General features: G+C 34.3%; 22 protein-coding genes and 2 tRNA genes. 5 read left to right on the top strand and 19 right to left on the bottom strand.

From position 1 onward, the window contains the following. Positions 1–75 precede the first annotated feature (75 nt). From HYN56_RS05970 to HYN56_RS05940, 7 genes are all read right to left on the bottom strand, one after another. The gene (locus HYN56_RS05970; RefSeq protein ID WP_109191341.1) at positions 76–1,146 is read right to left on the bottom strand and encodes an NADH:flavin oxidoreductase/NADH oxidase; all 1,071 of its coding nucleotides are present in this window, start codon (positions 1,144–1,146) and stop codon (positions 76–78) included. 115 nt (positions 1,147–1,261) lie between these two features. Beyond that, positions 1,262–3,412: a peptidase domain-containing ABC transporter gene (locus tag HYN56_RS05965; RefSeq protein ID WP_109194737.1), complete on the bottom strand. Its 2,151-nt coding sequence runs from the start codon at positions 3,410–3,412 to the stop codon at positions 1,262–1,264. After that, positions 3,412–4,545, bottom strand: a complete 1,134-nt coding sequence (locus HYN56_RS05960) for an HlyD family secretion protein (protein WP_109191340.1) — start codon at positions 4,543–4,545, stop codon at positions 3,412–3,414. Before HYN56_RS05960 ends, HYN56_RS05965 begins: the two co-directional genes overlap by 1 nt. Before the next feature lie 68 nt (positions 4,546–4,613). Next, positions 4,614–4,811 (bottom strand): hypothetical protein, encoded by a 198-nt coding sequence (locus HYN56_RS05955; RefSeq protein ID WP_109191339.1) that lies wholly within the window; start codon positions 4,809–4,811, stop codon positions 4,614–4,616. 172 nt (positions 4,812–4,983) lie between these two features. Continuing rightward, positions 4,984–5,109 carry a bacteriocin gene (locus tag HYN56_RS05950; protein ID WP_109191338.1) on the bottom strand — a complete coding sequence of 42 codons (126 nt, stop codon included), beginning with the start codon at positions 5,107–5,109 and terminating at the stop codon, positions 4,984–4,986. A gap of 17 nt (positions 5,110–5,126) precedes the next feature. Beyond that, entirely contained in the window at positions 5,127–5,267 is a 141-nt protein-coding gene (locus HYN56_RS05945) for a bacteriocin (RefSeq protein ID WP_109191337.1), read from the bottom strand. A 64-nt stretch (positions 5,268–5,331) separates the two neighbouring features. Continuing rightward, positions 5,332–5,697 (bottom strand): hypothetical protein, encoded by a 366-nt coding sequence (locus HYN56_RS05940; protein WP_240622660.1) that lies wholly within the window; start codon positions 5,695–5,697, stop codon positions 5,332–5,334. Positions 5,698–5,983: 286 nt separating this feature from the next. Here HYN56_RS05940 and rseP point away from each other — a divergent pair, with 286 nt between their 5' ends. The 5 genes from rseP to HYN56_RS05920 all read left to right on the top strand — a co-directional run bounded on the left by rseP (position 5,984) and on the right by HYN56_RS05920 (position 8,480). Continuing rightward, complete coding sequence (gene rseP, locus HYN56_RS05935) at positions 5,984–7,327, top strand: RIP metalloprotease RseP (RefSeq protein ID WP_109191335.1); 1,344 nt, start codon at positions 5,984–5,986, stop codon at positions 7,325–7,327. Between the two features lie 83 nt (positions 7,328–7,410). Next, positions 7,411–7,484 (top strand) — tRNA-Asn (locus tag HYN56_RS05930). A gap of 39 nt (positions 7,485–7,523) precedes the next feature. Beyond that, positions 7,524–7,597 (top strand) — tRNA-Asn (locus HYN56_RS05925). A 135-nt stretch (positions 7,598–7,732) separates the two neighbouring features. Next, positions 7,733–7,897 carry a hypothetical protein gene (locus HYN56_RS25025; protein WP_167398280.1) on the top strand — a complete coding sequence of 55 codons (165 nt, stop codon included), beginning with the start codon at positions 7,733–7,735 and terminating at the stop codon, positions 7,895–7,897. Further along, positions 7,890–8,480, top strand: a complete 591-nt coding sequence (locus tag HYN56_RS05920) for a zeta toxin family protein (RefSeq protein WP_109191334.1) — start codon at positions 7,890–7,892, stop codon at positions 8,478–8,480. Before HYN56_RS25025 ends, HYN56_RS05920 begins: the two co-directional genes overlap by 8 nt. Before the next feature lie 18 nt (positions 8,481–8,498). On the opposite strand, the gene HYN56_RS05915 is transcribed toward HYN56_RS05920, so the two are convergent. From HYN56_RS05915 to HYN56_RS05860, 12 genes are all read right to left on the bottom strand, one after another. Continuing rightward, the gene (locus HYN56_RS05915) at positions 8,499–9,179 is read right to left on the bottom strand and encodes a hypothetical protein (protein WP_109191333.1); all 681 of its coding nucleotides are present in this window, start codon (positions 9,177–9,179) and stop codon (positions 8,499–8,501) included. 265 nt (positions 9,180–9,444) lie between these two features. Next, complete coding sequence (locus tag HYN56_RS05910; RefSeq protein WP_109191332.1) at positions 9,445–10,641, bottom strand: C1 family peptidase; 1,197 nt, start codon at positions 10,639–10,641, stop codon at positions 9,445–9,447. Positions 10,642–10,861: 220 nt separating this feature from the next. Continuing rightward, positions 10,862–12,013, bottom strand: coding sequence for a BamA/TamA family outer membrane protein (locus HYN56_RS05905; protein WP_109191331.1), 1,152 nt, complete (start codon positions 12,011–12,013; stop codon positions 10,862–10,864). A gap of 50 nt (positions 12,014–12,063) precedes the next feature. After that, on the bottom strand, positions 12,064–13,032 hold the full coding sequence (locus HYN56_RS05900) for a SphA family protein (protein WP_109191330.1): 969 nt from the start codon (positions 13,030–13,032) through the stop codon (positions 12,064–12,066). 61 nt (positions 13,033–13,093) lie between these two features. Beyond that, complete coding sequence (locus tag HYN56_RS05895; protein ID WP_109191329.1) at positions 13,094–14,269, bottom strand: helix-turn-helix domain-containing protein; 1,176 nt, start codon at positions 14,267–14,269, stop codon at positions 13,094–13,096. 123 nt (positions 14,270–14,392) lie between these two features. Then, on the bottom strand, positions 14,393–14,971 hold the full coding sequence (locus HYN56_RS05890; RefSeq protein WP_109191328.1) for a DUF4136 domain-containing protein: 579 nt from the start codon (positions 14,969–14,971) through the stop codon (positions 14,393–14,395). 256 nt (positions 14,972–15,227) lie between these two features. Beyond that, complete coding sequence (locus tag HYN56_RS05885; RefSeq protein ID WP_109191327.1) at positions 15,228–16,628, bottom strand: DUF2252 domain-containing protein; 1,401 nt, start codon at positions 16,626–16,628, stop codon at positions 15,228–15,230. Positions 16,629–16,664: 36 nt separating this feature from the next. Beyond that, on the bottom strand, positions 16,665–18,068 hold the full coding sequence (locus HYN56_RS05880; RefSeq protein ID WP_109191326.1) for a DUF1254 domain-containing protein: 1,404 nt from the start codon (positions 18,066–18,068) through the stop codon (positions 16,665–16,667). Positions 18,069–18,091: 23 nt separating this feature from the next. Further along, positions 18,092–19,567 (bottom strand): DUF1254 domain-containing protein, encoded by a 1,476-nt coding sequence (locus HYN56_RS05875; RefSeq protein ID WP_109191325.1) that lies wholly within the window; start codon positions 19,565–19,567, stop codon positions 18,092–18,094. A 19-nt stretch (positions 19,568–19,586) separates the two neighbouring features. Then, entirely contained in the window at positions 19,587–20,396 is an 810-nt protein-coding gene (locus HYN56_RS05870; RefSeq protein WP_109191324.1) for a hypothetical protein, read from the bottom strand. A 73-nt stretch (positions 20,397–20,469) separates the two neighbouring features. Next, positions 20,470–21,483, bottom strand: coding sequence for an HAD family hydrolase (locus HYN56_RS05865; protein ID WP_109191323.1), 1,014 nt, complete (start codon positions 21,481–21,483; stop codon positions 20,470–20,472). Between the two features lie 63 nt (positions 21,484–21,546). Then, on the bottom strand, positions 21,547–23,229 hold the full coding sequence (locus HYN56_RS05860) for an arylsulfatase (RefSeq protein ID WP_109191322.1): 1,683 nt from the start codon (positions 23,227–23,229) through the stop codon (positions 21,547–21,549). Positions 23,230–23,253: the final 24 nt, after the last annotated feature.

The raw sequence follows: 23,253 nt of genomic DNA, 5'->3' as shown, positions 1-23,253 counted from the left end.
GCTAATTAGTGAAATTCGTGGCGAAAAAATATTTTAAAAAATCATTTTAATCTGTGAATCCGTGACTTATAAAATTTAAATTTTAGCTCTTTCGTATTGTTTTGGCCATTGAATATCGGCGTTTAGTTCTTTGGCAAAATCCAAAGGCAAGTTAGGATTTCTCAATGATTCTCTGGCAAATAAAATCAAATCGGCTTGACCGTTATTTAAGATTTCTTCAGCTTGTTTCGCTTCTGTAATTAAACCAACTGCTCCTGTTGTGATATTCGCTTCTTTCTTTACTTTTTCTGCAAAAGGAACCTGATAACCTGGGCCAAGCGTAATTTTTTGATGCGAAACCAATCCGCCTGACGAAACATCAATTAAATCTACTTCTTTTTCTTTTAATATTTTAGAAAGCTTCACAGATTCTTCTGGATTCCATCCGCCTTCTGCCCAGTCGGTTGCTGAAATTCTAACCAACAAAGGTAAGTTTGAAGGCCATTCGGTTTGAACTGCTTCTACAATTTCTAGCGTAAAACGGATTCGGTTTTCAAAACTTCCACCGTATTCATCTGTTCTTACATTCGTTAAAGGCGATAAAAATTGGTGTAATAAATAACCGTGCGCTGCGTGGATTTCCAAAACCTGATAGCCTGCTTCGACTACTCTTTTGGTTGCCGTTTTAAAATCTGAAATCACTTTTTGGATTCCGTTTTTGTCTAAAGCTTCTGGAAGAAAAGGTTCGTTATCGTGATATGGAATCGCACTCGGCGCAACAGTTTGCCATCCGCCCTGAGCGAAATCCAGTTTCTTATTACCCAGCCAGGGAGCCGAAACACTGGCTTTTCGTCCGGCATGTGCCAATTGAATTCCCGGAATCGAATTTTGCGAAACAATAAATTGGTTGATTTCTTTTAGTTTTTCAATATGTTCGTCTTTCCAGATCCCAAGATCTGAAGGAGAAATTCTGGCTTCCGGAGAAACCGCAGTTGCTTCCTGAATAATTAAACCTGCGCCTCCGCTGGCACGACTTCCTAAATGAACCAAATGCCAGTTATTTGCAAAACCGTCTTCGGCAGAATATTGACACATTGGAGAGATCGCAATTCTATTCTTTAAAGTAATATTTTTTATAGTTAAAGGAGAAAATAATTGTGAAGCCATACTTGTAACTTTTAATGGTTTTATACTACCTATTATTATAAGGTAATGTTTAAAAAGTAAAGTTACGGCATCTTGTTAAAACGAGATATTTAAATGTTTATTAATTAACAAACATTTAAATCACATGCTGTTTATTCCAAAGATTATAATACTCAGATTTTTGTTCCAACAAATCTGAATGATTTCCAGATTCTACAATAGTTCCGTCTTTCATTACCAGAATAGTATCAGCATTTGCAATTGTACTTAAACGATGTGCGATAACAATTATCGTTTTTCCTTGTGATTTAAAATCTTCGATCGCATCTTTTACAATTTGTTCTGAATTTGTATCTAAAGAGGCTGTTGCTTCATCCATTAATAAAATCTCTGGATTTTTATATAAGGCTCTTGCAATTGCTATTCTTTGTTTTTGACCTCCAGAAAGCATTGCTCCATTTTCTCCAATTTGAGTTTCAAAACCATTTGGCAGTTTTTCCACAAAATCCGTTATGCCTAATTGTTTTGATAAATCTAATATTCTTTGAACATTAGGAAACGAATCTCCTAAAGCAATATTTTCAATGATATTTCCAGAAAAGAGGTTAAGCTGCTGCGGAATAACACCCACTATTTTTCTTAAACTTTGATAATGGATAAATTGCGTATCATAATCTCCAATAAAAATTTTACCTTCCTTTATTGGATATAAATTTTGAAGCAGAGAAATCAGAGTTGTTTTTCCACTGCCACTTTCTCCAACTATAGCTGTTGTTTGGTTTTTCTTAAATACTGCACTAAAGTTTTTGAAAACTTCGGTACGAGATCCGTAACGAAAAAAAACATTCTCGAATTTTATATCTCCTAAGTTTTCTTTTTGTAATTCGATTTTATTTTCAGTTTCCTCTCTTTCTAAATCCATAATTTCAAAAAGCCTGTCTGCAGCAATCAAAGCATTTTGGGCTGTTTTATTCATATTAATAAGAGAAGCAACCGGCGAAGTAAAATATCCTATTAAAGCATAAAAGGAGAATAATTCTCCAGGAGTAATCGCTCTGTCAATTACATAGCCAGAACCAATCCACATTAGAATCACAGTAAAAGCAGAAGCCAAAAACTGTGTTGAAGTATTTGCAAAAACTACATTTAATCCTGATTTATAAGTAGTAAACAACAATTTTACAAATTTATTCTCTGTCTTTAAATTTGAAAATTCTTCAATCCCAAATTCTTTTACCGTTCGAACATGTGTAATGCTTTCGACTAATTGAGTTTGCAATTCTGCCGCATTTTCCATGATGTTTCTTTCAACTTTCTTATTGAATTTATTGAGCAGAAAGTAAATTAAAACATAGAAAGGAATAACCAAAACAATTACCAAAGCCAACTTCCAATAATAGGTAAACATTAAAGCAAATGAAAAAACAACAATAAAAACATTTACAATCATTTCTATCGCAGTCTCATTTATAAAAGAGCGAATTTTTACAGCATCATTTATTCTTGAAGTAATTTCTCCTATCTGCATGGTGTCAAAAAAACGTTGCGGAAGATGGAGGAGATGTTTGTAATAACCCAGAATTAATTTTGCATCTATTAATTGCCCCGTTTTCATAACAAATACACTTTTCTTTGAACCAATATAAGCCTGAAGCAAAATAATTGCAATCATTGATACACTCAGTAAATTCAGCAGATTTTTGTTTCCATCAACCAAAACATAATCGGTGATTTTTTGAATATAAATTGACATTGCCAATCCTAAAACGGTAAACACTATTGCTCCAACTAAAGCCTGAATTAAAATAGTTTTATGCGGCTGAATTAAACTCCAAAACCTTTTTATTGGAGAAGTTTTTTCGTCTAATGTTTTAAAATCATCATTTGGTGCAAAAAGTATCAGAACACTTGACCAAACCTTTTGAAATTCTTCGAAAGTATAAGTCTCCATTTTACCAAAACCTGGATCCATAACTGTAATGGTAGATTTTGCAACTTTATAAATGACAACATAATGATGCAGTTGTTCTTTTGTAATAATATGAGCGATAGCGGGAAGCGGAATTTTATCTAGAGCATCAAAACCGCCTTTTACTCCTTTTGCAGTAAACCCCATTTTTTCAGCGGCTTCGATTATTCCCTTTACATTCGTACCGCGTTTATCTGTACTGGCATATTGACGTATTTTGGCTATAGGTAGATTGACTTTAAAATGATTTCCGATAGAGGCCAAACAGGCAGCTCCACAATCTTGAATATCATGTTGTTTTATTTTTATGGAAGCCATTATTTTAGTTGTTTTGGGTTTAACCAATCATCAATCTTGTCAAATAACAAATCGAATAGGCTTCTGCGAGTTATAATATATCTTGTGGTCAAAGTCATTCCTTTAGAGACATTGGCTTTGTAACCTGATTTCAATTCTAAAGTTTTAGAATCTAAAGCACAACGAACTTTAAAAAAAGCCTGATCTCCTTGCATAGTAATATTATGGTCAATATCGATTACTTTTCCCTCCAGTAATCCCCACTGATTATAATTGAATGCGTCTAATTGAAATTTTACCTTTTGGTTTTTCTTTATCAAACCAATATCATTCGGAAAAACATTACTTTCCACAATTAGATGATCAGCCGAAGAAATTGTTGCGATAGCTTGTGAAGCATTTACATAAGAGCCTTTTTGAATGCCTGAATAACTTTCGATTGTGCCAGAAATGGGTGCTAAAACGACATAATTGTTTGATTCAGCATTTATTTTAGCAATGGTCCCATTATGGTTTTTTAAACGCTCTTCTAAATCTCTTTTTTGGTTTTCCCAAGTTGCTTTTTGCTGGCTTGTAAAACTTTGCAAGGCTTGTTTTGCTAAACGCAATTCATACTCCAGTTTTTCAAAATCTGCTTTTGCAATAATATCCTTATCATAAAGAATTTTATTACGATCATAATTGATTTGCGCTTGCGAAATTTTGCTTTGCAGTTCGTTCTTTCCTGATTGAAATTTTAATAAATCTTCTCGTGCTGTAGAAGTAAGCAAATTTTTTGTTTGATTCTTCAGTAAATTATTAATATCGCTTAGTAATAAAGAAACAGAATTCGATAATACATCTTGAGTTCTTTTATCGCTTTCCAAATTTTCTTTAGAAATTTTTAAAAGTGTGTCTCCTTTTTTCACAAAGACATTGTTTTTTAAATTTATCTCATTCACTCTGCCACTTATTACTGTAAAGACAGGAACATTATCTGTTTTGCTGCGAATTATTCCACGACTCTGACTGCTGATGTCAATTTTAATTACAGGCAGTAATCCTAAAAAAAATAGAATTGCTAAGAGAATAATAAAGTAGATTGAAAAACTTTTTGTTTTGTTTTTTGAGATAAGATTTTCGAGAGTATTTATTGGGTCTGAGCTGAAATTCATCGACAATCTGACTTTAATGTTTTGATAAAAAAACCGTAATAGTCTAAACTACTATAGAATTCAATAAATTATATTTCTTTATCCTTTTTATTAAAATAGGCTACAATAAAAACAGCTGCTAGTGTTAATTGGTAAATTCTGTAAATCCAGATATTAGCCTTAAAGAAAAATAATTCGTGAGTCAACTCCGTTTTAAAAAATGAATTAATAAATCCAATCGCAGATAATACTCCTAGCACTAAAAAAACATATTTTAAAAATTTCATATATTAAAGTTTATTTATCCTAAAAAGGAATTTAATAATTTGATTGATTATTAACCTCTCGATTATCTCACCTTAAATTAAACAATACAATTTAAAAGAGTTTCATCTTTTTGATTAACATTGGTTATGAAAAGGAGAAACTTCCTTTTCAGGAAGTTTCAACTGATTTTTTTTAAAGAAACAATAAAATTAAACAACCTAGCTCAATAGCCCTTCTCCATCTTTGTCCTGCTTCAAAACAATCTTGGCATCCTCCTTCAATTTCATTTAATTCTGTATCATTTAATTCTACTAACATAATTTTTAAGTTTTAAATTAATATATTCCTGTTAATCCTTGAAGAAAAGAAGTAATATGAGGCCCATATTGTAACCACATACAAACTGGGCATCCTCCATCAACTTCCTGCACTTCATAAGTACTAAGCTCAACTAAATTCAATTCTTCTAAATTCATAATCTTAAAATTTAAATGGTTAATTAATAATTTCAACAAAATTATTTTCTCGAGAACTATTTTGTTAGAGCAAACTTATCAGAGTTCCGTCTAATAAAATTGGACGGAAGTTCAAGCCTCCAAAAATTTCTCGGGATTCATCATCTTTAATGATTTTGAATGAATAATTGAATACTAGTTCAAATGGCGTTTCGTAATAAAAGGTTTCCCTTTTTTTACAGTATTTAATAGGAGCGTCAAATTCTTTAATAGTCTCCAATTCATTATAAAGCTGGCTTCTGCTTAAATGAAGTTTTTGTGCAAAAGCAATTGGTGCACCCGTTTTTTCTCCACAAATTAGCTTATGGATCTTTTTGATTCTTTCAATTTGTTTAATAAAATTCATGACATGAAGTTTAAACATTAATAAATAATTTGATGATTTTTTCATTTTTTAATAGTTAATAATTGTCATGTTTTTATGGAATTATGAAAGTTAGAATGGAAGTTTAGAAATAGGTACCATGAAAAGTTTTTAAAATATCAGAATAGGACATTTGTAACATTGTGGAATAATGAAATACTAATACAAAAAGCAAGATCTTGTTTGTTTTTTTGTTTAATAAAAACTAAGGCAATTATTAACAAACATTTAAAATCTTAAACATTATCTTGCGGTCTTAAATTAAAATAGAAAACGCTACTTTTGTGCGTTAAATACGAACTAAAAATAAAAAATGGATATAGTTATCAAACTCTCTCAATTTCTATTGAGTTTATCTTTACTTATTATTCTTCATGAATTAGGGCATTTTATCCCTGCAAAATTGTTTAAAACAAGAGTCGAAAAATTTTATTTGTTTTTTGATGTTAAATATTCACTTTTCAAAAAGAAAATCGGAGAAACAGAATACGGTATCGGATGGCTTCCGTTGGGAGGTTATGTGAAAATTTCCGGAATGATTGACGAAAGTATGGACAAAGAGCAGATGGCTCAGGAACCACAGCCTTGGGAATTTCGTACTAAACCGGCATGGCAACGTTTAATTATTATGCTTGGTGGTGTTACAGTGAACTTTATTCTGGCATTTATTATTTATATCGGAATGGCTTTCGCTTATGGCGACACTTATATTGCAAATGCTGATTTAAAAGATGGTGTAGCAATTGACAATCCTGCTATGATTAAAGCCGGTTTTAGAACTGGTGATAAAATTATTTCTATTGACGGAAAAACTGTTGAGAATTTTGACAGTGATATGAACATGAATGTCATCATGGCAAAACATGTTTTAATCGAAAGAGACGGAAAACAACAAACTATCACAATGCCAACTGATTTTGTAGATCAGCTTTCTAAAACCGAAAAAGGATTACTTATCGGAATACGCAAACCTTATGCAATTGGAAAAGTGGCTGAGGATTCTCCAAATCAAAATTTAAAACCAAAAGATTTAATTCTTTCTCTTAACGGACAAAAGATTAAATATTTTGATGAAGCGAAAGCAATTTTAGATTCTAATAAAGGAAAAGCAATTTCTGCTGTTGTTTTACGTGATTTAAAAGAAACTCCAATCAATTTAAAAGTAACTAAAGAAGGAAAACTTGGTGTAGTTGTCGGTGGTTTAGATTTAAAATCATTAGAGAAATTAGGTTACTATAAAATCAGTACTAAAGAATACGGTTTCTTCGAATCTATTCCGGTTGGTCTTGAAAAAGGTAAAGATCAGTTAGTAGGTTACGGAAAACAATTGAAAATGATTTTTAATCCGGAAACTAAAGCGTACAAACAAGTAGGTGGTTTTGCTGCTATTTTTAATATTTTTCCTACTTCATGGAGTTGGGAAGTTTTCTGGTCCATCACTGCTTTATTGTCAATTATGCTTGGAGTAATGAATTTATTGCCAATTCCGGCTCTTGATGGTGGACATGTGATGTTTTTATTGTATGAAATCGTGAGCGGTAAAAAACCAAGCGATAAATTCCTAGAGAATGCGCAAATGGTTGGTTTTGTTTTACTTATTTCACTGTTACTATTTGCTAACGGAAACGACATCTACAAAGCCATTGTAGGCAAGTAAAAAAAAGTCAAAAAAAGAGTGAAAATGTTTTTGAGAAACTAAAAATAGTTTTATATTTGCACTCGCTAAAAAGAGCAATACTTTCCTCCTTAGCTCAGTTGGTTAGAGCATCTGACTGTTAATCAGAGGGTCCTTGGTTCGAGCCCAAGAGGGGGAGCAACTTTTTTTAGCAAACATACAAACCTTTTAAGGTGATTCCTCCTTAGCTCAGTTGGTTAGAGCATCTGACTGTTAATCAGAGGGTCCTTGGTTCGAGCCCAAGAGGGGGAGCTTAATAAATACCACTTACAAATTGTAAGTGGTATTTTTTTATACCTATTCAAACACAATTAATGCACTCTGTTTCTTTGTTTTAAAGAGTCTTTTTTTACTTTCAATTTATATTTTTTGTAAATTTGCAACATTATGATAGACATTTCAAATACTACCGAAAGAATTCAGTTTGCTTTAAAACAAATGGAAAAAGCAATGCCTATTGTTAAAAAACAAGTTGCTGTATATGAAAAAAATGTTGCTTTAGGTAAAGATCAAAAGAAACCACCAATAGCTCCGCAGTTCAAGAATGTCTAAACCTCTTTTACTTGTTATAGCAGGATGTAATGGATCTGGAAAGTCAACTTTTTCCAAACCTCTTTCTCCCGACAATTTTACTCCTTTTGATTATGATCTTGAATTTTTAAGGTTTTACAATTCCTTGATGGATTCAGATATAAGAGACTTAATGGCGCATCGAATGGCTTTTAAAGAACTTAAAAGTCAAATTAAAGATGCTATTGAAAACAAATCTAGTTTTTGCTATGAAACAAATTTTAACTCAACCCCTCTTCATTGGCCAGAATTGTTTAAAAACAATGGATATGATTTACATTTAATTTTTCTTTGTCTTGACTCAATTCAAGAGGCTAAAAAAAGGGTTGCCATTCGTGTAGAAAATGGAGGTCATTTTGTTCCTGATAGTGAAATACAAAAACGTTATTATGAGGGATTCAATAATTTAAACTCTTTTTTTAATTTCTTTGATTATGTCGATCTATACGATTCTTCTAAATATCTAGAAAAGCCATCGCATATTTTATCTATTGAATCTGGAAAAGTTTTACATATCAGTAATATTCCTGATTATTTAAATGTTTTGATTCCAAAAATAATTTAGGAAATTTTGAACCAGAAATTACTTCGCCACCAAAGTCTCACTCTTAAATCTTTTCATCAAAAGATCTGCTTTTTCAAATTGGTTAATTGCTTTTAAAGACTGTGCATATCTATAGTAATAAATAACATCCGGGTCTTTGACCAGAATAAACAACTGTTCGTAATATCCAGCTGCAGTATTAAGGTTTCCTTCAAAGTAAAGTCGGTCTGCCACTTTTTGAAGCATTTCTGGCGTTTTATAGCCTTTATCTAAAACTTTTTGATACGTACTCGTTACATCTACGTTTACGTAATTTGCGGCATTCTCCGGAGCTGTAACAACATCTTTAACTGGTTCTGCAGAAATTATTGGAGTCTCAACAGAAGTTTCAGGATGGGTTAAACTTGCCGTTGCTTTCTGTTTTTTCTTCACATATCTCGGAATCACAGTTCTTGTATTATTTGGCCCCAAATCGTTGGTATAAACCATATCCAATTTGGTCACTTCATAAGTTGTAATTCTACCGCCAAAAAGTTTATTAATCTTTTCTTCTACATAATACGATTTGATGACATAATCGCTGTTAGAAGCAAGATTGTCTGTTAGTATTACTGTTTTTCCTTTAACCGAAGAAGCAGTAATGTTGTCTTTAAGCTGACCAAAACAGTTAAGGGAAATAAGTATTAGGAATGCGCTTAAAAACGCTGCGAGCTTTTTCATAGATAATTCAATAAAATTAACGTTTTGTCTTAAAATTTTATTAAATATATCCAATTCAGCAAGTTATACCTTTACAATCTCTGTAAAAAACTAGAAAAACCGTTTAAATGCTACTTTCCCATTTTGGCTTCCTGATTAGGGAAAAAGCTTCCTTAATTTGTGTTTTTCTGAAATTATTACAATCGTTTAAAGATTACAAAAATAAAAAAGCGCCGTAAATTTTCATTACGACGCTTCCCTATTTTCTTAAAACTCTAAGCCTTAATTAAACCCCTAATTTCTTAGCAAGTTCACCAGGAATTCCTCCTTTGTTTACCATTAAAGCAGTAGTTTTATACTTTACGAAGTTCTTAGTTACAAACAAGAAACCTTTGTAGTCGTTTGTTTCTCCCCAGGAATTTTTTACGATATAGTATTCTTTTCCGGTTTGGTCTTTTGCTAAACCAATAATGTGCATTCCGTGGTCGTCTGTTGTAGTGTAGTTATCAAACGCTGCCTGACGCATTTCCGGAGTAATTTCCGGTTCTGCTTTTGGTCCGTTAAATAAGTCTGCTTTTTCTTCAGCAGTCATATCGTCGAATTTTTTCGTTGCTACATAAGCCACACCATTTTTCCAGCTGAACGTTTTCTCACTCACATCTGTTGCCCAAGCTACAGTGTATCCTTTTTTAAGTGCATTGTCGATAACATCTGTCATATCGTTCAGTTTTACGTTGTAAACCTGATCCAATGACCAGTTGTCCGGTACCATCATCGTTGTTTTTTGGTAGTATGGTGTGTTAGTGAAAGATGATAATTCTACATACTCATCCGGGTTAATTCCTACTACTTCTTTAGCAAAAGATTGTGGTGTGTAGTTTTTTCCTTTGTAATTGAAGTTTTCAGGCACTTTTCCTAAATAAGAATCAATAACCGCTGCGTAAGCTTTTTGCCAGTTTGGTGTTAGCTCTCCGTTAGGGTTTTTAACAACTGCTGTCAAAACGCCTTCGATAAGCGCAGCCATTTCGGCAAATTTATTTTTATCTGTTCCGTAGTTCAATCCAGTGTACACTTCTCTAGGAACAGTTCCGTATTTTTTATACATATTAATTACATCGTGTAAAGCACCTCCGTCTCCAAGTGTAATTGCACCGTGCATACGAACATAGTTAATTCCTTTTTCAACATACACATTTCTTGCAGAGTAAATTTGAGATAACTCAACAGGCTGTTTTCCTAAACGAATCATTTCTGACTCTAAAAATGAGTTTGTTGAGTAACTCCAGCAAGTTCCGGACGATCCTTGAGATTTTACTGATGTTGTTCCTAAGTTAATTACTTCTGTAAATTTGAAGTTCTCTTTACTTTTGTCGCTAGCGTTTAGTTTAAGTGAATTTACTAAGACGTCCTGCGCAAAACAGCCTGCTGTTCCAGCTAAAAATACTGAAGCTGCAAACACTGATTTGAATGAAAATGTATTCATAATTTATGTTTAAGGTTTAACAAAATTAGTCTCCAATGTTTCTAATTTGTTACAAAACAATTAAATATTATAGAATTTGTGTCAGATTTAATTGTTAATATTTTCTTAATGAGTTGAATTATTAAGTTATTTACGACAAAAAGCCTCAATATCGTACTATTGAGGCTTTTAAATTTATTTTTTTATAAATCAACTTCTTACAAGATAATTTGCTTTTATTTTATCGCATCCAGTTGCTTCCAAAAACGATATAGTACGCCCAGTCTTCATTTCCTTTGGCAACGTCAACTCCCATTCTGAGTTTGAATTTTCGGGCTACCAAATACCTAAAACCGGTTCCGTAGCTATAAACGACAGGTTTTGCAAAAGCCTTATCCCAGTCGTCAAAAGCACTTGCCAGTCCGCCAAATCCCATGATACTCCATCTTTTGTAAACATCCCATCTTAATTCGGCTTCGGTTACAATACTGGTTTTTCCCTGATAACGTGCTGCGGGGATTCCTCTCAGGTTAATTCCCGGCCTTAAATAAAAAGGCGGACTCCCAAACGCCTGCTCTCCTTCTACCCTTAGTCCGCCAATTAATGTTTTAGCTAATGGATAATATCCTATTGCCGATAAATTAACGCGCCAGGCATCGTAGTCGCTTCCTATTGCGTTATCTGACCAAAAGAAATCCGACTGAATCCGGATTCCCTTGTCTGGTGTAAATATATTGTCCCGCCCGTCAAACTGAATTGCGCCTCCTAACTGACTTACGGTACTTTTTATATCGCCGGGTTTTACAAAAGGTGGAGGAAGATTAAAGTCCGGCAGATTTATTTTTGAATTTAAAAACATATACTGAGGTCCAGCACTCCATTTGGCATTATTAAATTGTTTTAGCCATTGTGTGTAAAAAATAGTAGATCTGAAATTTAGCTTGAATTCCTGATCCGGCAGATTGGGTCTGTTGTTGGCGTAAAACGACAAATTCACGTCTCCGTAACCTGCTGCAACACGATACAATATTCTGGGTTTTACAAGAGTTGCCGAACGAAAGGCTCCAACCATCCAGCTTTTATTGCCCGTGTACATTCCTATTCCTCCTGTAATATCCGGACTTACAATGCGTTTTTTACCGTCTTCATCTACAACCGGAGCATGTTTTTTTAGAAAAATGGGCACTAATGCTCCTCCAATATTTCCTAAAGCAGGTTCTGTAATAATTGTGGGCACAACAATAAAACCGTGTGCATAAATAATGTAATCGCTCAAATCGAACGCTCCATCTAAGGAATCTTTTACACTGATTTTATATTTCTGCGCATTTAAAGTATTAAACGCCAAAAGAATCAAAAGCGAGAATAAGATATTTGTTTTTCTGTTTTTCATAAGAATCCGAATCTTTAATTACAATTAAAATTTACCTTATTCTAAAAAGATTATTTTTTCTTGAGACTGAAAACATGCGCCAAAGTGATGAAAAAAGTATTTCCCTGAAACCTATTCACAGCACCCAATTCCGAAACCCATCTAAAACCTGCCTGTGTCATACAGCCAATATGAAGGTAATTGACCTCTGCTCCGAGTGCGCTTACATGATCTTTATCCGGTTCAAGGGTTAAAAAGCTTCCAACCGGAATTTTATCGTCTGAAACTTTGTACTGGAAATAATAAATTAATCCGGCATTCAGGATTCCTTTTGGAGCTGTTTTTTCGGCATTCATGCAATAGAATGTTTTTCCGATACCTCCTTCGATACTTAAAATATCTCCTGTTTTAATGTCAGTATCCTTTTTCTTCCCATTGATTTCATATGCGGCTAAAGCAGAAAAATGAAATGTTTTTTTCTCATTAAAAAACAAAGTTGTTCCTGCTGAAAACTCATTCATAAACATTCCTAATCCACTGTTGTCACTACCGCCGAGTTCATATTTCCCTGTTGGGATATACATTTGATAACTGAAAACAAAATCAGCTTTTTTGTTATGCCAGCCTAACTGTATAGGCTGTACATACATATCTGTAAAGGCAAAATTACTTTTAGAATCAATATAACTTCCCTGAATAGTGTTTGAAGCTCCTGCCAGTAAAATTGTAGCACCGTAATTGGCACCTAAAATTTTAAAATCGCTTACATAATTTGCTCCAACACCGGTTATAAACATAGTTAAATCGGGATTTCCAATATTGTCGCCGTCGCCATTTCGCAGGCAATTTGCTGTATAAATATAAGCCGGAACATAAACACTCACCGTATTTTCGGGAGCCTGAGTGCCTGACTGCAGTCCCATCGCGCCCAAAATATGTCCGCCTTTTAATTGGGCATTGCCGTGAAATGAAATCAATGCAAACATTACCACTAAAACGACTTGTAATGCTTTTTTGGAATTAGTATTTTTTGCTTTCATGCTGAAATGTTTTAAAATGAATTAAGACTTTACAACCGCGGCGATTATAGAGGAGAGAATTTTATTTAAAATAATAAGCGTTTGTGCGGTCCGGATTTATTCTGATGGTTTTAAAATATTCGGAAGGAGATTTTCCGGTATGCTTGATAAAAGCTCTGAAGCAGGTGGTACGGGATTTAAAACCTGAAGCCCATGCCATTCCCTCAAGAGATAAATCTTTCCATTCCGGATCGTTTATTTTTTCCTTGAAATATTCAATCCTTTTAAGGTTTACGTAATCCTGAAAATGAAGTCCAAATTCCGAATTGATTAAATTGGACAAAAGATGAACTGAAATTCCTGTTTCATCTGAAAGATCACGAATTACAAAATCTTTCTTTAAAAACAGTTTTTGAGCATTTAAAACGTAGTCTAACTTTAATAGATAATCTTCCTTTTTCTCCATTGTCAATTCGTGCGGAATAGGCAGACTGGTTTTGATTTCTTTTGATTTTACGAGCAGTGTATTATCAGTCACAAAATCGAATGTTTCTTCTTCGTCCTGAAAAATCTGAGGCCTGAAATAAAGCCATCCAACCGTAAAAAACAAAACAGTGGAAATTAAAAAATAGCACGAAATATCTACAACGTCTATTTTTCTTAATAAAAAGTGATACACAAAAAGCGCCGAAAACAAGAACAAAATCATAAGATTATAAACTCTAATCCAATTGATTACTTTGTTTCTGTGAAATTGGTTTCCTTTGAATTTTTTCAGATCATAGTTTAAAATCAACATGGTTTGAAAAAATACATAGAAAAGCCAAATCGTCAAAGTCAGAATAGAAAATGGATTTTTAATAATAGAGCCTACGTAATCTACAACTTTTGATTCGGTAAAACTTCCAATGTAAACAAAAAGGGTTAAGACGAAATAGATTCCAAAAGGAATAAAATGTACCCAATCGTATTTTTTGTTTTTGTTGTTTGGAGACAAAATGTTTCTAACATACAAGAAAGAGCAAGGCGCTGCTAAAAAAATAAACGATTTTGTAATGGTAAAGAGATCCGGGAACTCTTTAAACATATTTGCCGACAGATAAAAGTTATAGATACTCACTACGGCAAGGCTCAATAAAAACATTCCTAAAAAGAAACTTTTGGAATAGTATTTTTTAGAAAAAAGAACCATTAACGAAGTAGCAAGACCTGCAATCGTGGCAATAAAAAAGAAAAGAGAAAGTAATATATCGATCATTTTTTTTAAGCTTAATTAGTTAATTATTGTTCTTAAAAATAGAGTGCGAAGTGGGGAATTTAATAAGAAAGCAATGTACTTGCCTCAAAATAAGCAAGTACAATAGCCTCGTTATTAACTAAATTATTTTTTGGCTAAGCCTGGAGGAAAGCCTTCCAGAATTTTTTTGATAGAAGTATTGATAAATTCTTCAGGATTATCCGGTTTGCTGTCGATTTCGGCATTTCCGATTCCCTGCCAAACCAGTTTCTGTGTTTTTGTAGAGACGATATCAATAACCAGCGAACCATCCACATAATCATAAGTATTGAATGTTGTGTTGGCACCACCCATCATCGCGCCACCGCCCCAATATCCGTAAGGACGATACATTCCTCCGTATCCATAAAAATCTGTATTGGCAGTCATCGAAGTTTTATTCTTTAAAATCGATACTGCATTTACTTTTAAATCCGGATTATCTGATTCTGTAAATCCTTTAGCCAGCATTTCGTTTCGAATTGCTTTTGTCACGCGATCTACATTTAATTGATTTACCTGGCCTTGTTGCGCTTTTAAGTCATAAACTGCAAATGTTCTGTATTCTCCAAAATTGGCAGAATGATCATAATCTGTTGTGACTTTTACAGTTGGGGAACAACTGTAAATTAAACCCAAAAATAATAATGGGATCATACGAAGATTTGTGCTTTTAATATTCATGATGTGGTATTTAAATTAATAATTAAATCAGTTTAACTTGAATCTATTAAAATCTAAAAAATCTTAAGTGAAGAGGCGGAGAATGTCTTTAACAATTGTTAATCAGATACAAGTTACTGTTAAACAATTATTTAGACCACTATCAAAGATAAACGATTTTATTGAATTAACACAATTAAACAAATAAAATCTTACTTATCTTTACTTTTTCTTCATATTCATTTAAAGATTTATGCATTATTGATAGTACCCAAAATTATATTTCTGTCGAAACCGGCAATCTTCTTTCTTTAACCGCTTTGACCATTTTATTGTAGTCGAGCTCATTTTGTTTAGCATACAAAACCGAAAATCCTGAAATTGCATTGGCAAATACATTTCCTTTTCCGATGTAACCGGAAATTAAAGAAGGGTCTCCTGATCTTGCGTGTGCTCTAGCTAACGCCCAGCCACACGCTTTAGCATATTCTTTCAAATTTTCTGGTTTCATAATTTCTAAAATGGGCTTTATCTTGGCATCTCTAAGTTGACGTATATAAAAAAAACGGTCCTTATCATTATCCGTCCATCCTAAAAACATATCCGAAGCCGACTGCATTAGTTTTTGTCCCATTACAATTCGTTCGCCCTGATGACTATATTTTCCCTTATTTTTTACATGTGCTTCTAAAACGCTGTGTCTGGCTTCCTTAAACTGCAAAAAAATAGGTTCTCCAGTTGCAGACATTAGCAAAGAAACACCGCAAAGTGTTCCAACACTTCCAACGCCTACCACTTTAATAGCCACATCATGTAATGAATATCTGCTTAACAAAACTTTCTTATCATCAGGCAAAGAATTTAAATAGCGCTGATGAACAAAATCTGCCTGTTTAAAAATTTCTTTTTCTGCATCTCCTGTTGGATGATATAATAAAGGCGGTTCATCTTTTATTCTTGCTTTAGTTCCGTCTTTATAAGTTAGTTTCGCGAATTCTTTTTCATGCGCTGATGTCTCTGTTGCTTTTTTGATTCTTTTTTGACGAAATTTTTTCAGTTCCTCGTCTTTTCCTAAATCAATAAGTTTAACCAGATCTATATCTGCATACCAAATTTGAAGTGCTGATAATTTACTGTATTCCTGCATTCTTTTTCGGTAACTATCAGCAACATTCCATGCAAACTCTTTACAGCTTTTTTCAGAAAACTTTCGCCATCTTCCGGCAATTACAAAACTTGCTGCCAATCTTTTAACATCCCATTCCCAAGGTCCCGGATAAGTTTCGTCAAAATCATTAATATCAAAAACCAGTTTACGTTCCGGAGTTGCAAATCCGCCAAAATTCATTAAATGACAATCACCGCACAATTGCAAATTAATTCCGGAAATTGGTGTACTGGCTAAATCTCCTGCCATAATTGACGCCGCTCCTCGATAAAATGCAAATGGAGATTCTATCATTCTTCTGTATCGAATGGGTAGCAGATCTTCAATTCTTCCAATACTGCTTTTGACTAAAACTTCAATTGGATCTTCACGATCCTTTGGCGCTTTCCATTCTTTATGAGATGATCTTGGCACCGCTTTTCTCATTGCCGCACCTTTACTGTATCTTTCTGCTTTTGATGCCTGAGAATCCAATATATTTTCAGCGATATCTGTTATTTTTTCAACCATAAAAACAATATTAAATTCATCATTGACACTGCAATTTTATTTCATTAATTCTGGTTGTGGTGCTTTCCACGCGCCACTTATCAAAGACTCTTTAGGTCCATAAACCCTGATTAAATAATAGAATGCTTCTTTTGGTGCGGGAAGCCAATTGGACTCTTTACCTTTGGGCGCTTCATTTTGAATATAAATAATCAAATCTCCATTTGCTTCGTATTTCAACCCTGCTGTTCGGTCTCCAATTGAATATCTGTTAATTGGATTGTCAACCAAATAACGTGATGGAAGGTTATACAAGGTAATACTCCAAAAATATTGAGCTGGAGGTGTTTGCCCTTTTGGGAAACGAATAATATATTTATTTTGTCCTGAAAGAATATTTTTGTCCTTATCGGTTCTTGTGCCAATATAAATGGCTTCTTCTTTTGTATTACCAAATAATCCAGCCGCCGCTCCCAATGCTCTGTTCGTGTAATTTCCGTTAAGATCTTGTCTTGTTCCAAACAAAAAAGTTGCATTGGTCAATTTATTAGCACCATCTTCCAGTTGTTTGCTTGCTTCCTGTACTCCTTCATCAATTGCTTTTAAGACTTCCGGAGTATAACTTTTAGGGTCAAACTCCTTTCCTGCAACAATCCCTATTCGAGAAAACTTTCTCATTAAATCTTTCTCAACAGGATTTGGAACAGTATATTGAAGAAGATTATTCGTTAATCCAATGAATTTTGAAGAACCTAAATCTGCACGATCAAAACCAGGGAAAGGCAATGTAAAATCTTTATGCGGAGGTGCTGCTGTCTTTGTAAATTCATGGAATGGCATTAATTTATATTGTCTCTGAATTTTCTTTACATTTTCGATATCTCCCGAAGCCATTTTAAGTTCGGTACGCCCTAACAATGTTACCAAATAGGTTTCGGACTGGATTACCTGATTTATTCCTGCTGGTTTTTCGCCTTTCCAATCGGGTCCGGCAATGAGATATTTTCCCGCATTATCTCCAGTGGTACGACTTCCGATATAAGCAAAATTATAGGTGTACAAATCAACAAACTGAAAGGAGTAATAACGGTCTTTAATAGCCGGCACCTCTAAAACAACAGGTTCGTCTTTAAGATTTAAAGTTGCCCAGGAATAAGGTGTATCATTGTTTGGTGTCACTACCGCCGTATCTGCTGCTGTAAAAATTTTGTCATAATGTCTAAACTTATTAAACCCTCCGGCATAATCAGGATAAGTTTTATCTAAGGCATACAAATGCATTGTTCGATAATTCATCGCCATTGAAAAAGCATACGTCCAGGCTTCTTTTGCAATTGCTTTTGCAGAATCAGGATATTGCGTAATCAATGTCGTTGTAGTAACCTTTATATCTTCGGTTTCTTTCTTTTTACAGGAAAATAAGGCTATAAAAACTAAAGTAACAAAAAACAGTTTTTTCATCTTGAGTACTATTTAGTTAATTTTTATTTCACTTCTTTTATATCATCCATTTTCCAGCTTTTGTCAAAATAAGCTGTCGTTGGCCCATAAAAACGCATATAAGTAAACCAGTGTTTTCCCGGTAAAGTCTGTACCCAGTTTTTCTCTTTTCCTGCAGGAGCTTTTGGCCCAAAGTATAAATCTACCGAGCCATCTGCGTTTTTGATTAAATCTTTACGAGAAGACAAATCAGCATTTTTCTGTGGATTATCAATCAAACATCGAGTTGCAGAATCATAAACTGTTATTGACCAAAAATTAACCGCAGGCGGATTTGCCGGAACATTTAAAGTATAGTTTTTTCCTCCATCTAACCAGTTTCCACTGCTATCAGAATAATTTCCTAAATAGGCTTGACCTAAATTCGGAGTTTTTGATATCATGGCATTTGAGAAAGTTACCGCTTCGTAGAAATAGGCAGATCTCTCAAAAAATTCATCAAAATTCTCTTCACGCTGTGCCGAATTTTTCATCGTAATAACATAATCCCATTTTTTATCTGGCCAGTGTCTGACATCTTTAAAACGTTTTTCATAAGAATTAGCCTTTGCCATTTGTTCCCCTTTTTCTGCAGCAGCAATTAAAATTTTCTTCTGACGTTCATCTGGTGCAAAAGGTTTTCCTTTTTCTATACCCAGATTTTTAAGCCAGGCCATAAAAAAACGATCGCGTTCTTCAACAGGTTCATTTTGCAAAATAGCATGAAGGCATTCCCAATATTTAATTCCGGATGGCTGGATTCCGTACCACTTTTTATCAGCAGGCGGACTTACTATTTTTGTTGCTGTCGGATTTGCTCTTTGTGCGTAAGGGTATATTTTAACTTTTTTTACCAATTCTTCAGTAACCTTAGGATCTGGATCTAATGTTCTAAAACCAAAGAAATTATTTACAGTCGTACACGGAATTATAAAATAACCATCGGCTTTAAAATCTTTTAGGGTTGGCGGCACCAAAACATATTTTCCTCCTTTTCCCTTATCTGGCCCCATTTCTCCAATTACAGCCTCTTCTCTTTGCCAGAAATCACTCAATCCTCCAGCAGTGCGCCCGGCTGGCATTTCGATAACTGTTGGGCCATTTGCTTTTAAGTCTATAAATGACATGATATAAGGTGTCGTGGCATTTGCTGTTAAAATCCCTAATCTGTCATGATAGGAATTGTATAACACAAGATCATTGCTCGTTGCATTAAAGGTTTTATAATGTTGTTGCTGCCATTCGGCGAAAGCCACAATAGGCAATCCCCATAAATAAGATTGCGTTGCCTGCTGGAAATCCATTTCGTCAAATAACTTCGGAATAGATTCTTTTGATGGAAGTTCGCCATCCATTTTTACATCAGAATCAGACTGCGAAACAGTTGCTGCTGTATCTGAATTTTTAATTGTTGATTCTTTGCATCCTAACAAAAAAATCAATAAAAGAAAAGCTACAATAAAGAAGTTTTTATTTTTCATACTTTGTTTCAATTAAAGATTAAGATCCCGGAAATACAAAAGCTACAACCGCTCTCAATCCCCAATCTGGTTTTATCGCCTGATGTCCAACAATAGGAATTAAAGGCTGTACCGAAAACTGAACAATCTGATCTCCAAATTTTGTAATTCCTCCCATCATTGGATTTAAAGAAATCAAAGTTGTATTGGCTTCCCAGTTTTGCGTAATTTCTGCATTGACTCCCCAGTTTGCACCACTTTTATAACTATGAGACATAAATATCTGAGTATAAAAACTATTAAAATCAGCACGATCTGAAGCTCCTGCTACAGACCAGATTTGATTGGCTATAAAACCAACTGATAGCCCTTTTCCCTGATGCATTACTAGTACACTTGGCCCAACACCAAACTTTTCTGTCCCCAATAATTTTTCTGTTGCAGTTGGCACTAAAAATGCGGGGCCAATTCCATATATGATTTTTTCACTTTTAGGAGCAAAAAAAGCCGTAACGGTAGCATCGCTCAGACCAAATTCGTGTGTATTTAGTCCTGTAATATTTCTTTGATCAACCACAGGAAGAATCCAACGAGTTATTAAGTTTAAGTTGTCACTTAATTTAAATGGAATAACGGGCTGTACATTAATAGTATATTTTATTCCATTATAAGGGCCAATTCCATAATTCAAATTATTCTGAAGCGGTACGCTAATTAAACTCGCAACAGGATTTGCCAGTTTATCTGCAAGCTCTTGTGCGCTGTTTCCTGGTTTTGCCACTTCTTCTTGTGCAGAAATTGTAAAATGAACTGAAAACATCAGTATCATTATTAGAAAAGAATATTTCATACGACTTCATTTTATTGATTAAAAAAAACAACTCAAATCTATAATCGTCAATCTGTATTAACTCTTTGGATTATTAGTCCGCAAAAACTTTCTTCCAGTCGTCTTTCATATTCATGACGTGGTATTTGTTTTTTGCTGCTGTGCTGAGCGATAAATTATCTTTTTCCTGATAATTAAACTCTCGAATTGAGTCATTGTGATTTACCAGCATTTGGAAAGATGGATATTTACTGCCTTGAGAATATTTCAGCATCGCAAGATCTCCTGCTCCTCCTTCATTTCCGCAAGCGAAAACAGGACGCTGCCCGATATGCAGTTGTATGCCTACAGGTTTTGCATCTTTGTCATTAAAAAGATCCAAAGCTGGTTCTCTCAATACTACGTTTTTAACAGGATCGTATTTGTATTTAAAAGAAGTTCCCACCACTTGTTCCTTAGGAATACCATAAAAATCTTCAGAGATTCCTCTTACGACTTCGATTGTTCCACCTGTTACTATAAATGTTTTAAATCCGTTGGCTCGCAGGTAGTTTAGCAGTTCCAATTGCGGCTGATAACGTATGTTTTTCAGTGCAGTTTCTTTTCCGGGAATTTTTGCGTCTTTAAAAAACTCGGTAATCGAAGCTTCAAATTCATCTTCAGACATTCCAGTATGCGTTGCTGCTACCAATTCTATAAGTGCTTTATCTCCGCCTTTTTCAAAATAACTTTTGTCTTTCTCAATTACAGCTTTAAAAGGTTGTTTTTGTGCCAAAGCAGGATTGGCTTCTACCATTTTTTTAACACGATAAAAAGCAAACAGTTCCTGAACCAAAGGCTTTTCTGCCCAAAGTGTTCCATCATTATCAAAAGTGGCAATTCTGCTGTTTATCGGAATAAAATCCGGACTTCCTTCTTTGGTGACTTTTTCAACATATGCAATGATATCTTTTTTTAATGTGCCGTCATTCCAACTTGGCAATGGATCACCGCTTACTGCAGTTTCAGTTTGCTTACTCTCTGTTGCTGTAGAAGTTGTAGGTTCTGATTTTTTACAAGAGAATGCCAATAAAGCAACAAACAATAAAATAAATAATCCTTTTTTCATGCTCTGAATGTTTTATAAAAGAGACTCAGGCTTAATAGTCTGAATCTCTTTTTAGATTACTATTTATTTTTTCTTTTTTGAAGCCGCCTCTTCGTCTTCTTTTAATTTAGGAAGAACATTTTTCTCTATATATTTTTGAGCTTTGATATCTTTCATGGCTTCCTCCATAATAGTATATGCAGAGAAACTTGGCGGGATTGATCTTGGAGGATAATCTTTAAATGTTTCAGCGAATACAACAACGTCCTGTATGGCACCATACATTAACTGTACGTGATTCATTTGCCAATCCCAAAAAGTATTTGAAGTAATATCAGCTCTTTCGAAAGGGTCTTGGTATAAATTAAATATTTTCTGTAAACGAAGTTTAGTAAATGGTTCTGCCCAAACTCCCATCGTTCCACCTAAACGTTGCTCTGCAAAAACGTATTTATAATCTCCTTCTCTTAAACCAACTAAAAGACCGTCATCATCTGTGTAGAAGAATTTATCTCTGGCACTTTTTGGTGTTTTGCCTTCTAAAAATTTACTTTGATCAAAACCATCCAAATGCACTTTATAGGTTTTTCCGTTTGCAGAGTAACCTTTCAAAAGTTTGTTAACGATATCTGGTTCTCCTGCAATTGAAGCGAATGTAGGGATCCAGTCATTATGGCTCATCAATTCTGTAGTCACAGTTCCTGGTTTAATATGCCCAGGCCAACGAACGATACAAGGTACTCGGAAAGCTCCTTCCCAGTTGGTGTTTTTCTCAGAACGGAAAGGAGTCATAGCTCCATCTGGCCATGTGTTCATGTGAGGACCATTATCTGTAGAATACACCACAATAGTATTGTCTGCAATTCCTAAATCATCTAATGCTTTTAGAATACTTCCAATGGTTTCATCATGTTCGATCATACCGTCAATATACTCACTGTCTCCATGAGTGTATCTTCCTCTGTGTTCTGCTCTGACATGTGTACGCAAATGCATACGGGTAGCATTGAACCAACAGAAAAATGGTTTTCCTGCGGCGTGTTGTCTTTTAATAAAATCAATAGCTGCTGCAGATGTTTCGTCATCAACAGTTTCCATTCTTTTTTTAGTAAGTGCTCCTGTATCTTCAATCTTTTGTTTTCCAACTCTGCCAAAACGAGGATCAGTAGTCGCATCATCAACATTGGTTGCTACACATTTTAAAACTCCTCTTGGTCCAAATTTTTTCAAATATTCCGGATCTTTTGGGTAATCTGGCAATTCAGGTTCTTCTTCTGCATTTAAGTGGTATAAGTTTCCGAAGAATTCATCAAAACCATTTACAGTAGGTAAACTCTCGTTACGATCTCCTACGTGGTTTTTACCAAATTGTCCTGTGGTATAACCTAAGCTTTTCATGATTCCACCAACAGAAGGATCCAGCTGGCTCATTCCCATTGGCGCTCCGGGAAAACCTACTTTTGTAAGACCAGTTCTAAGTCCGTGTTGTCCGGTTAAAAACGCAGCACGTCCAGCTGTACAGCTTTGTTCTCCATAATAATGTAAAAAACGTAATCCTTCGTTTGCTAAACGATCAATATTTGGGGTTGTATATCCCATAAGTCCATCACTGTACGCACTGATATTTGTTGTTCCGATATCATCTCCCCAAAGCACCAAAATATTTGGCTTCTTGTTTTGGGCTGTTACAGAAACGCCTGCAAAAAGTAGTAATGTTAATACCCGTATGGTATTTTTTAATCCGCATTTTAGTTTGATTTGTTTCATGATAAAAAAATTCGTTAATAATTC

The organism is Flavobacterium crocinum, assembly GCF_003122385.1.
Classification (GTDB): domain Bacteria; phylum Bacteroidota; class Bacteroidia; order Flavobacteriales; family Flavobacteriaceae; genus Flavobacterium; species Flavobacterium crocinum.
The sequence above is the reverse complement of the archived record's forward strand: the minus strand, read 5'-3'. Positions and strand labels throughout refer to the sequence as shown.

What these genes read in the sequence shown, in the direction of transcription:
- HYN56_RS05965 (WP_109194737.1), bottom strand. Translation starts at nt 3,412, where the DNA reads ATGGCTTCCATAAAAATAAAACAACATGATATTCAAGATTGTGGAGCT.
- HYN56_RS25025 (WP_167398280.1), top strand. Translation starts at nt 7,733, where the DNA reads ATGATAGACATTTCAAATACTACCGAAAGAATTCAGTTTGCTTTAAAA.
- HYN56_RS05885 (WP_109191327.1), bottom strand. Translation starts at nt 16,628, where the DNA reads ATGGTTGAAAAAATAACAGATATCGCTGAAAATATATTGGATTCTCAG.
- HYN56_RS05865 (WP_109191323.1), bottom strand. Translation starts at nt 21,483, where the DNA reads ATGAAAAAAGGATTATTTATTTTATTGTTTGTTGCTTTATTGGCATTC.
- HYN56_RS05860 (WP_109191322.1), bottom strand. Translation starts at nt 23,229, where the DNA reads ATGAAACAAATCAAACTAAAATGCGGATTAAAAAATACCATACGGGTA.
- HYN56_RS05955 (WP_109191339.1), bottom strand. Translation starts at nt 4,811, where the DNA reads ATGAAATTTTTAAAATATGTTTTTTTAGTGCTAGGAGTATTATCTGCG.
- HYN56_RS05950 (WP_109191338.1), bottom strand. Translation starts at nt 5,109, where the DNA reads ATGTTAGTAGAATTAAATGATACAGAATTAAATGAAATTGAAGGAGGA.
- HYN56_RS05875 (WP_109191325.1), bottom strand. Translation starts at nt 19,567, where the DNA reads ATGAAAAATAAAAACTTCTTTATTGTAGCTTTTCTTTTATTGATTTTT.
- HYN56_RS05915 (WP_109191333.1), bottom strand. Translation starts at nt 9,179, where the DNA reads ATGAAAAAGCTCGCAGCGTTTTTAAGCGCATTCCTAATACTTATTTCC.
- HYN56_RS05870 (WP_109191324.1), bottom strand. Translation starts at nt 20,396, where the DNA reads ATGAAATATTCTTTTCTAATAATGATACTGATGTTTTCAGTTCATTTT.
- HYN56_RS05910 (WP_109191332.1), bottom strand. Translation starts at nt 10,641, where the DNA reads ATGAATACATTTTCATTCAAATCAGTGTTTGCAGCTTCAGTATTTTTA.
- HYN56_RS05900 (WP_109191330.1), bottom strand. Translation starts at nt 13,032, where the DNA reads ATGAAAGCAAAAAATACTAATTCCAAAAAAGCATTACAAGTCGTTTTA.
- rseP (WP_109191335.1), top strand. Translation starts at nt 5,984, where the DNA reads ATGGATATAGTTATCAAACTCTCTCAATTTCTATTGAGTTTATCTTTA.
- HYN56_RS05880 (WP_109191326.1), bottom strand. Translation starts at nt 18,068, where the DNA reads ATGAAAAAACTGTTTTTTGTTACTTTAGTTTTTATAGCCTTATTTTCC.
- HYN56_RS05940 (WP_240622660.1), bottom strand. Translation starts at nt 5,697, where the DNA reads ATGAAAAAATCATCAAATTATTTATTAATGTTTAAACTTCATGTCATG.
- HYN56_RS05970 (WP_109191341.1), bottom strand. Translation starts at nt 1,146, where the DNA reads ATGGCTTCACAATTATTTTCTCCTTTAACTATAAAAAATATTACTTTA.
- HYN56_RS05890 (WP_109191328.1), bottom strand. Translation starts at nt 14,971, where the DNA reads ATGAATATTAAAAGCACAAATCTTCGTATGATCCCATTATTATTTTTG.
- HYN56_RS05945 (WP_109191337.1), bottom strand. Translation starts at nt 5,267, where the DNA reads ATGAATTTAGAAGAATTGAATTTAGTTGAGCTTAGTACTTATGAAGTG.
- HYN56_RS05960 (WP_109191340.1), bottom strand. Translation starts at nt 4,545, where the DNA reads ATGAATTTCAGCTCAGACCCAATAAATACTCTCGAAAATCTTATCTCA.
- HYN56_RS05920 (WP_109191334.1), top strand. Translation starts at nt 7,890, where the DNA reads ATGTCTAAACCTCTTTTACTTGTTATAGCAGGATGTAATGGATCTGGA.
- HYN56_RS05905 (WP_109191331.1), bottom strand. Translation starts at nt 12,013, where the DNA reads ATGAAAAACAGAAAAACAAATATCTTATTCTCGCTTTTGATTCTTTTG.
- HYN56_RS05895 (WP_109191329.1), bottom strand. Translation starts at nt 14,269, where the DNA reads ATGATCGATATATTACTTTCTCTTTTCTTTTTTATTGCCACGATTGCA.